This window comes from Neobacillus drentensis (assembly GCF_036962765.1).
GTDB lineage: Bacteria > Bacillota > Bacilli > Bacillales > Cytobacillaceae > Neobacillus > Neobacillus drentensis_C.
On record NZ_JBALOS010000125.1, the window covers coordinates 1 to 8,616 of the forward strand.

An 8,616-nucleotide genomic window follows, 5' to 3' on the forward strand; every position below is an offset into this window, starting at 1 on the left:
AAATAGTGCAAGAAGTTGATTTTAATACCTATAAAACGCCAAAAAGAGGTCGAAACCCGTCTTTTCGACCTCCACAAATTAGTATGGAACTATACCAACATTTGAAATAGGGTACTATCATTATTTACTTCACGATATAAAAATCCCTTCGCTTTGATTCGTTCAATCAACAGCGTGTAATCTCCCTTATCCTTCAGTTCAATTCCTACCAAGGCTGGGCCCGTTTCGCGATTATTCTTTTTCGTATATTCAAAATGACTAATATCATCGTTTGGTCCAAGGACATCAAGTAAAAACTCACGTAAGGCCCCTGGACGCTGCGGGAATTGGACAATAAAATAATGCTGTAGTCCTTCATAGATTTTTGAACGTTCTTTAATTTCCTGCATACGGCCAATATCATTGTTACCGCCGCTGACGATGCAGACCACCGTCTTCCCTTTGATTTCTTCTGCATACATATCCAAGGCTGCAACTGATAGTGCACCCGTCGGCTCCACTACAATGGCATTTTCATTGTATAAAGATAATAGTGTAGTACATACCTTGCCCTCTGGAACCACAAGAATATCGTCAACGATCTCCTTACAAATATTAAAGGTCAACGAACCCACTGTTTTTACCGCTGCCCCATCTACAAATGGATCAATTTCTTTTAATGATGTCACTTCTCCTTTTAAAAAGGATTCCTTCATACCTGGAGCACCTAGGGGTTCCACCCCAATTAATTGTGTTTGAGGAGAATAATGTCTTAAGTACGTTCCTACTCCAGAAATTAACCCTCCGCCGCCAATTGCGGCAAATAAGTAATCAATTTTTTCGGGGCAATCATTAAGTAGTTCAACGGCAACCGTTCCTTGTCCAGCAATGACATCATGGTCATCAAACGGATGGATGAAGGTCCGATTTTCTTCTTGACTGCATTCCCTTGCTTTTTCATAGGCATCGTCAAAGGTATCTCCGACCAAAACAATCTCAACATCTTCCTTGCCCCAAAATTTAACTTGCTTAACCTTTTGCTTTGGTGTTGTGCTCGGCATAAAGATTTTCCCGTGAATATTTAAGAGATGACAAGAATAAGCAACGCCCTGCGCATGATTTCCAGCGCTTGCACAGATAATCCCATTCTTTAACTCGTCCTCATTTAGTTTTTTAATTCGATTATACGCCCCGCGGATTTTAAAGGAACGAACACTTTGTAAGTCCTCGCGTTTCAAGTAGACATGACAGCCATATCTTTCTGACAACAAGTGATTATACTGCAGGGGAGTTGGTGAAATTTCATCCTTAATGGTATGACTTGCAATAATAATATCCTCCACATTAAACACTTTCTTATCGACTTGTTGATTCATCTTTCATTTCCCTCCTAAATTGTTGCATCCATAAAAAACTTCAAAAATATCAATCCATTTTAAAACACAAAAAACCCGCCCCCAATAGTATAGGGACGAGTTAACTCGCGATACCACCCTACTTCCACAGCAAACGAACACTGCGGCTCTCGATTCATCGTACCATTCCAGTACGTGTTCCATTATAACGGCGGACTTTCCGGTCTAGCTTACTTCATCGTTTCAGCTACACATCTCCGAGATGATCTTCGAATAGGTCCTGACATCGACTTTCAGCAACTGTCGACTCTCTGTGGAACAAGGGCTTACTCTACTCTTCTCATCATTGATTCTTCTTCAATTTTTTTTATAAGGGTACCACTGAAAAAACAGGCTGTCAATATTTTTTGACTATTTTAATTATTTTGTTAATTATAAAGCGCTTTCATCCGGTCAGTCTTCTATTTACGACTTAATCCCCTTATTTTTGAAATTTAATTTCGCCATCAATAATCGTCATTTCAATCTCAGTATGGAGTAGATCGTCAGGATTCTCCATTGTAATTAGGTTGTGAGAATAAACCGTGAAATCAGCTAACTTCCCTCTTGAAATGGACCCCTTTTGATGTTCTTCATTTGTGGCATATGCACCTCCAACCGTAAATAGCTTAACGGCCTCTAGCATGGAGAGCTTTTCTTTTGCATTCCAGCCTTCATGTGAATCCCCAGGAGCTCTACGGCTGACCGCGGCATGAATACCAAGCAATGGATCGACAGGTTCAACAGGTGCATCAGATCCACCGGCACAAACAACACCAGAATCGAGTAATGTTTTCCATGCATATAAATATGGCTCCCGTTTACCTCCAACTCGTTCTTTCACCCATGGGTAGTCCCCAACCACAAATCTTGGTTGAATATCCGCAACCCGGCTTGGGTTTGCGAGGCGCTCTACCAAATCATCTCGAACCAAAGACGTGTGAATGATCCGATCACGGTATTCCACTGTTGGGAGTTGATCAAGTACATCTAGAACTTGTTCAAGCGCCTTGTCGCCTATCGTATGGACAGCTAGAGGCATGGAATGCGCTCTTATCTCTTGAACGACCTGAAAAAGGGTTTCTTGTTCATACATGGCGTCTCCAAATTGGCCTGGTTGATCATGATAAGGCTCTGATAGCAGCGCGGTCCTTCTTCCAAAAGCCCCATCAGCAAAAATTTTAATTGCTCCGATTTGTAATTGTTCGTTTCCGAAACCGGCAAACATCCCTCTTTCTTTCAATTGATGAAGAAAGGGATAATCAATGAGCAGATTACAGCGTAAACCTTGTGCTTCATGATTTATCAATTCGTCATACATCTTATAGGTCGAATCAAGTCCGCCTAAATAAGCAGGATCATTGGTATGGACACTGGTTAACCCTTTTTTCACTGCAAATTGCATCGCTTGCTGTAAACCAGCCTTTAACTCTTGATAGGTTCGCTCCGGTATGTATTTGGTGATCAGTTGAGAAGCCGATTCCAGCAGTAAGCCGCTAGGATTTTTGGTAATCGGATCAAGAACGACCGTTCCTCCTGTGGGTACAGCGTTCGCTGGATGATATTGAGACATTTCGAGAGCCTTGCTATTGACCAAAAAAGCATGGTGGCATATCCGCTTTAGGTAAACCGGACAGTGTGGGGCTACATGGTCTATTTCTTCTATTGTTGGAACGTTTCCTTCTGTAAACAGATTTTCATCCCAGCCCATACCGACCAGCCACTTACCGGGAACCACTGTTTTCGCCTTGATCCTAATTTTTTCTAGCATTTCGCTTTTCGATTTAACCCCTGTTAAATCAAGATCTAAAAAGTTGAATGCCACACCTGAAAGATGCAGGTGGCTGTCGATCAATCCGGGCGTTACCATTTTCCCTTGTAAATCAACGATAGTTGACCCGGCTCTGCCCCATTTTAAGTTCATATCTTGGTGTGAGCCAGTATCTATAATTTTCCCATTCTCAACAACCACCGCTTCCACTAACGGCTGCCCTCTGTCGAATGTATAGATGGTCCCATTTGTAAAAATTGTCTTTGTCATCCTACTCCTCCTAACAAATTATTCCTTTCCTCAATTATATAAGGTAAACCGACAGCAAGATAGATTTAATTGCAATAAATCAATTCCTGTCGGCTTTAAAATAAGGGGAATACTATTAAATAGTTTTTGTTTTTAAGGTGCGAATGGCAAACTCTATTGTTCAATGACAAATCCTAATCTTTTTCTAGTTTCCTCCCCTACTAGTTTTTCTACCTTAAGAATTTTCTCTTCATGACAAAGGTCATAAGACTATATTTTGTAAAATATTTTTCATTTTCGCAAAAAATTTTTACTCCAAAAATGAATCCAGTAAAAAACTCTCTCCAAATAAATGGAAAGAGTTTGTAAAATAGTAATTATTGTTCCTTAATCGGATCCTGTAATTAACAAATCATCTTGGATGGTTGCGAGGATTGTTTGAGTATTTACTACTTGACCCTTCTTAACAGATAAAGAGGTGATATGCCCGCTGATTCCGACTGCAATCTCTTCAATACTACCGTCCTCTGTCTTAATTAAAAATAATTTCTCCCACTCGTATACGTGGTTGTTTTCCTCGGTACAAACCGTTTCAACAATACCAGAACATGGACTGATAATAGCTTCCCTTGACAAAGTTCTTCACTCCTTTTATTCTTGACAGTCATAGATCAGATATAGGTTTTTTCTGTCCATCCACGTAGGGAGATTTCATTCAGGCTAGGAGAACCTTATCCTTTTATACCCATCCTCTGAAGCGAGAAGCCTCTGCTACTTTTCTTATACCAACCATATAAGCCGCTAAACGCATATCTACTTGATGTGTTTTAGCCGTTTGATAAATCGTTTCAAAAGAACCGACCATAACCTTCTTAAGTTTTTCATCCACTTCTTCTTCGGTCCAATAATAGCCTTGATTATTTTGCACCCATTCAAAATAAGATACGGTTACACCGCCTGCACTAGCAAGGATATCAGGCACAAGGATGACACCACGCTCAGTGAGAATCTTGGTTGCCTCAAGTGTAGTTGGACCATTTGCGGCTTCCACGACAATCGGTGCTTTAAAATTGGCAGCATTTTGGGCTGTAATTTGGTTAGAAATGGCTGCTGGGACAAGAATATCACATTCTAATTCTAGTAATTCTTGGTTTGTGATCGTATTTTTAAATAATTGCGAGAATGTGCCGAAGCTATCCCTTCGATCGAGCAAGTAATTAATATCAAGTCCGTTTGGATCGTAAATACCGCCATACACATCGGATACCGCAACTACCTTCGCACCGGCATCATGCATAAACTTCGCTAAATAACTTCCGGCATTTCCAAAGCCTTGAATAACAACGCGGGCGCCTGGCAGCACCTTTCCGATTTTCTTCACTGCTTCTTCAATACAAATGGTTACACCACGAGCAGTTGCTGTTTCACGACCTTGTGAACCACCAAGAACGATTGGCTTACCTGTAATAAAGCCCGGTGAATCGAATTCACGTAAACGACTGTACTCATCCATCATCCATGCCATAATTTGTGAATTGGTATAAACATCTGGGGCCGGAATATCTTTTGACGGTCCAACAATTTGACTGATTGCGCGAACATAACCGCGGCTTAAGCTTTCAAGTTCTCTAAAGGACATGTTGCGCGGATCACAGATGATGCCGCCTTTACCGCCGCCATATGGGAGATTGGTAATTCCGCATTTTAAGCTCATCCAAATCGACAATGCTTTTACCTCTTCTTCATCCACTTCCGGGTGAAAACGGACACCGCCCTTGGTTGGACCAACCGCATCATTATGCTGAGAACGATAACCAGTAAATATTTTGACCGTACCATCGTCCATTCTTACGGGAATCCTGACCGTTAATAATCGGATCGGTTCCTTTAATAATTCATACATTTCATTTGTATAGCCTAATTTAGATAATGCTTGTTGAATAATTGTTTGCGTAGACTTGAATAAATTTAAAGATTCTTTTTCCTCTTGTTGTTTTTGTTCCATTTCCGTTACCGTCGATTTAACAGACATGCCAGACACCCCGTCGTTTAATAGATTAATTGCTTATATTTCAAGCTCTGTTAAAAATTTCCTGTTAATTTCCGCTCCAGGCACATCGCTTTCCGCGGGCAGTCCGGGAGCCTCCTCGGCGCTTTGCGCCTGCGGGGTCTCCCAAGTCCTGCTTTTCCCGCAGGAGTCTNNGTGGCTAAACCAATAATGTCATTTAACAAAGCCTAATTTTACAAAATTAACTTAATACTGTTTGGATTTTTTCAAAAGCCCAATCAATTTCTTCTTTGGTGATCGTAAGCGGTGGTGCAAAACGAATAACCGTGTCATGAGTTTCTTTACATAATAAACCTTTGTCTTTCAAAATCTCACAATATGGTCTTGCGGCTTCTGTAAGTTCAACCCCGATAAACAAACCTCTGCCTCTGACCGATTTAATTTTTGGATTATTGATGGACTGTATTTTTTCCATGAAGTATTTACCTAATTCAAGCGAGCGTTCTGCTAGTTTTTCTTCTTCAATTACCGCCAGTGCAGCAAGTGACACGGCACAAGCTAGTGGATTCCCCCCAAATGTTGAACCATGAGAACCTGGGTTGAATACCCCTAATACATCCGAGTTCGCTACCACACAGGAAATTGGGAATACTCCCCCACCCAAGGCTTTACCTAAGATTAACATGTCTGGGTTCACATCTTCCCAGTCGCAGGCAAACATTTTACCGGTACGAGCTAAGCCAACTTGAATTTCGTCAGCAATGAACAAGACTTGGTTTTCTTTACATAAATCAGAAGCTGCTTTCAAGAATCCAACTGGAGGGACGATAATTCCGGCTTCACCTTGAATTGGTTCGATTAAAAATGCAGCTGTGTTTGGTGTGATCGCCGCTTTCAATGCTTCGAGATCACCATAAGGGATTAATTTAATACCAGGAAGCATTGGTCCGAAGCCGCGCTTATATTCTGGGTCAGATGATAAAGAAACAGCACCCATTGTCCGGCCATGGAAATTCCCTACACAGGCAATAATCTCTGCTTGATTTTCTGCAATTCCTTTTACATCATAACCCCAGCGGCGAGCAGCCTTAAGGGCTGTTTCAACCGCTTCCGCTCCAGTATTCATTGGGAGAGCCATATTTTTATTTGTTAACTGACAAATTTTTTCGTACCACGGTCCAAGTTGATCATTATGAAAGGCACGTGATGTTAATGTAACCTTATCAGCTTGGTCCTTCAATGCTTGGATAATTTTCGGATGACGATGACCTTGGTTCACGGCTGAATATGCACTAAGCATATCCATATAACGGTTTCCTTCTGGACTTTCAACCCAAACTCCTTCTGCCTTTGCAATAACGATTGGCAGTGGATGATAGTTATTGGCACCGAATTTATGTGTTTGTTCAATAATTTGATTCGTTTTGTTCGTTTCAGTAATCGTCATGATAGTTCCTCCTTCATTTCCCTCGACAGGACGAGTAACCACCGCCTGTCGAGGCCTGTAAGATGTAGTTTTTTATAGTGTTTCAGATGTTGTTTTTGCTTGCATGTGAAGCAGTAAATATTCAGGACCGCCCGCTTTGGAATCTGTTCCGGACATATTGAAACCACCAAACGGTTGATATCCAACAATGGCACCGGTACAGGTACGGTTAAAATATAGATTCCCCACGTGGAATTCCTGGCGTGCACGTTCGATATGCTCACGATTTTTGGTAATCAATGCACCCGTTAAACCATAGTCGGTATTATTAGCAATCGTCATCATATGATCAAAATCACGTGCTTTACTAATACCTAGAACTGGTCCGAAAATTTCTTCCTGCATCAGGCGGGCATTTTCATCTAAATCAGCGAAAATAGTTGGCTGAATCAAGTAACCTTTAGAATCATCGCCTTCGCCGCCAGTCATAAGTCGGCCTTCTTGCTTCCCTACTTCAATATAATCCATGATTTTTTTGAAGGATTTGCCATCAATAACAGGTCCCATATAAGTATTTGCATCTTCAGGATTACCAAGAGTTAGGGTTTTTGTTAGCGCAACAACCTTTTCAAGGACGATATCATAGACATCCTGATGAATGACTGCACGGGAACCTGCAGAACATTTTTGACCTGAAAAGCCGAAAGCGGAATAAACAATACTTGCTGCAGCTAACTCTAAATCCGCATTATTATCTACAACCACGGTATCCTTACCGCCCATTTCAGCAATGACTCGTTTGATCCATTTTTGTCCTGGATGAACCTTGGCAGCACGTTCATTAATACGGCAGCCAACTTCACGTGAACCAGTAAAGGATACGAAGCGTGTTTTTGGATGATCAACAAGGTAATCACCAATTTGCGCACCGCTTCCAGGTACAAAGTTTAAAACGCCTTTTGGAAGTCCTGCTTCTTCCATCAATTCAACAAATTTTGCCGCCACCACTGGGGTAGTGTTTGCTGGCTTAAGCAGAACTGTATTCCCAGAAACGATTGCTGCAATCGTTGTTCCAGCCATAATCGCTAATGGGAAGTTAAATGGGGAAATAATAATCCCTACACCTAGTGGAATATAATTATACTGATTAAATTCTCCTGTCCGGCTATTAACTGGTGAACCTTCTTTCAATTGAAGCATTTGGCGTCCGTAGTACTCGATAAAGTCGATTGCTTCTGCTGTATCTGCATCCGCTTCTTTCCATGGTTTTCCGGCTTCTTTCACAAGATACGCTGAAAACTCATGTTTTCTGCGGCGTAAGATCGCAGCTGCTTTGAATAAAATGTTGGCGCGATGTTCAGGTTTCCACTTTTTCCAAGTTTCAAATGTGGTTAATGCGGCATGCATAGCCTGTTCTGCTAAATCTTGGTCGGCCATTGAAACCCGGCCAATGACTTCTTCCTTATTGGCTGGATTGATCGAAGTAACTTTTTCCTCTGTCATAATCGCTTCTCCCCCGATTATGACTGGATAATCTTTTCCAAGTTGCGATTGTACGAATGCGAGCGCATCTTGAAAAGCTTGTATATTTTTTTCATCTTCAAAATTTGTAAATGGTTCATGTGTATACGGTTTCAATTGTTGTTCCCCCTTGTAATATGCTACATTAAATTTATTTGCAAGTTCCGTGCCAACTTGTATTTTTGCATGAATAAAGGATTCTTTGTTATTTTAGAGCAAAATATTTTTGCGCAAAATAAATAATTCATTGGTATGAGCAAAAAAATTT

General features: G+C 41.1%; 6 protein-coding genes and 1 other annotated feature. All 6 genes read right to left on the minus strand.

Going from position 1 to position 8,616, the window contains the following annotated elements; all coding sequences use genetic code 11:
- Positions 1 to 89 precede the first annotated feature (89 nt).
- The 6 genes from ilvA to pruA all read right to left on the minus strand — a co-directional run bounded on the left by ilvA (position 90) and on the right by pruA (position 8,465).
- Positions 90 to 1,355 (minus strand): threonine ammonia-lyase IlvA, encoded by a 1,266-nt coding sequence (gene ilvA / locus V7137_RS16325; protein ID WP_335699060.1) that lies wholly within the window; start codon positions 1,353 to 1,355, stop codon positions 90 to 92.
- An 88-nt stretch (positions 1,356 to 1,443) separates the two neighbouring features.
- Positions 1,444 to 1,690, minus strand: a binding site (T-box leader).
- Positions 1,691 to 1,815: 125 nt separating this feature from the next.
- Positions 1,816 to 3,414, minus strand: a complete 1,599-nt coding sequence (locus V7137_RS16330) for an amidohydrolase (protein WP_335699061.1) — start codon at positions 3,412 to 3,414, stop codon at positions 1,816 to 1,818.
- 366 nt (positions 3,415 to 3,780) lie between these two features.
- Positions 3,781 to 4,029 carry a biotin/lipoyl-binding protein gene (locus tag V7137_RS16335; protein WP_218348418.1) on the minus strand — a complete coding sequence of 83 codons (249 nt, stop codon included), beginning with the start codon at positions 4,027 to 4,029 and terminating at the stop codon, positions 3,781 to 3,783.
- Positions 4,030 to 4,132: 103 nt separating this feature from the next.
- The gene (locus V7137_RS16340) at positions 4,133 to 5,398 is read right to left on the minus strand and encodes a Glu/Leu/Phe/Val family dehydrogenase (RefSeq protein WP_335699072.1); all 1,266 of its coding nucleotides are present in this window, start codon (positions 5,396 to 5,398) and stop codon (positions 4,133 to 4,135) included.
- A gap of 244 nt (positions 5,399 to 5,642) precedes the next feature.
- On the minus strand, positions 5,643 to 6,848 hold the full coding sequence (locus V7137_RS16345) for an ornithine--oxo-acid transaminase (RefSeq protein WP_335699062.1): 1,206 nt from the start codon (positions 6,846 to 6,848) through the stop codon (positions 5,643 to 5,645).
- Between the two features lie 72 nt (positions 6,849 to 6,920).
- The gene (gene pruA, locus V7137_RS16350; RefSeq protein ID WP_335699063.1) at positions 6,921 to 8,465 is read right to left on the minus strand and encodes an L-glutamate gamma-semialdehyde dehydrogenase; all 1,545 of its coding nucleotides are present in this window, start codon (positions 8,463 to 8,465) and stop codon (positions 6,921 to 6,923) included.
- Positions 8,466 to 8,616: the final 151 nt, after the last annotated feature.